At 60.6% G+C, this 1,148-nt stretch carries 1 protein-coding gene; it reads right to left on the bottom strand.

From position 1 onward, the window contains the following. A partial coding sequence (locus tag H5U08_RS19440) for an aminotransferase class I/II-fold pyridoxal phosphate-dependent enzyme (protein ID WP_297037029.1) occupies positions 1 to 503 on the bottom strand: 503 nt, incomplete at its 3' end. Positions 504 to 1,148 lie beyond the last annotated feature (645 nt).

Below are 1,148 nucleotides of genomic sequence, written 5' to 3'. Positions count from 1 at the left end.
ATGCCGTCATGGTCGGAGGCCACGCCGACAGTCCGGGCCCCGAAACTTTTGATCATCCCCAAAAACACGAAATAACTCGGCGTTGCACACAGGACAATATCGCCCGGATCCAGGAGCGCCTCAGCCACAAGATACAGCAACTGATTGCTTCCCGCGGTAATGACGATTTGCTCCGGACCAGCGTGGCGGAGCCCCACCGACGCATCCGCCTGAAGGACGCGTTCCCAGATCGCCCGGCGAAGACGGGGATGCCCCAGCGTGGTCCCGTACTGGAGCGATTCGAGGGCCGCCGTCCGGCTCGAGAAAAGTTTGTCGATCGCTCTTTCCACAAGTTCCACGGGAAGGGACTGGTGCTCCACGAACCCGGCCGCTAGCGAAATGAGGTCCGGCTGGGCGAGAACCCTGGCCATCAGGACATTGGCGATCGGAGGCCCCCCGGACCAAGCGGCGCGCTGGCTGAGTCCAGAAAGCACTCGCTCCACATCCCCGTGTTCCTTTTTCAATGAGGGCATCATCCTTTTCAGCCGACTTTCATTTTGTCCAGCGATCCACGTTCCCCGACGTTCCCACCCGTCCTGCCGAACCCTCCCAACGGGACGCTTCCCCGACTCGATCTCCCCGTCCGGTTGTTTCACGATCCGCAAGCGGCTGTGTCGCAACGCGGCCGATCGCGCCATCCGGAACGGCCGCCGACGTCTTCATGTCCCCCCGTACGTTAGGTGGGTGGGCAACCATGTTCGACCCCGTTTATCGTAACTCTCCAAGCTGGGGCGGATCAATGGTTTTCCATGAAGTCAACGTAACGGTGAGAAAAAAGGGAATGCATGATCGAACGTTAAGGAGCGGACGTGACAAGCACGTCCCTCCGGAAAATCCTTCGGAGGGGCACGCTTGTCGTGCCCGGTGAAGCGCGAGTGGATGATCGAAGGCTGAGAGGCTTTGACGAGTGATTCGGCAGCGTCCCTCACCGCCGGGCACCCCTTATCCTGCGGGCGCTGGTGGGTTAAAACCAAGTGGAGGGAGGGGCCTCTGACGGGAAGACAGGCGGTCGTCTTCGGCACCTTCAGGGAGGATGGCGCTGGTGGTGGAAGCACGCAACGGAGAATGGCAGAATCGGGGATGAACTCGCAGAATCGGCAGAAGAACTA

This window comes from Thermogutta sp., assembly GCF_014359955.1.
In the GTDB taxonomy this organism is placed as follows: domain Bacteria; phylum Planctomycetota; class Planctomycetia; order Pirellulales; family Thermoguttaceae; genus Thermogutta.
This window is presented reverse-complemented; position numbering and strand designations above follow the sequence as displayed.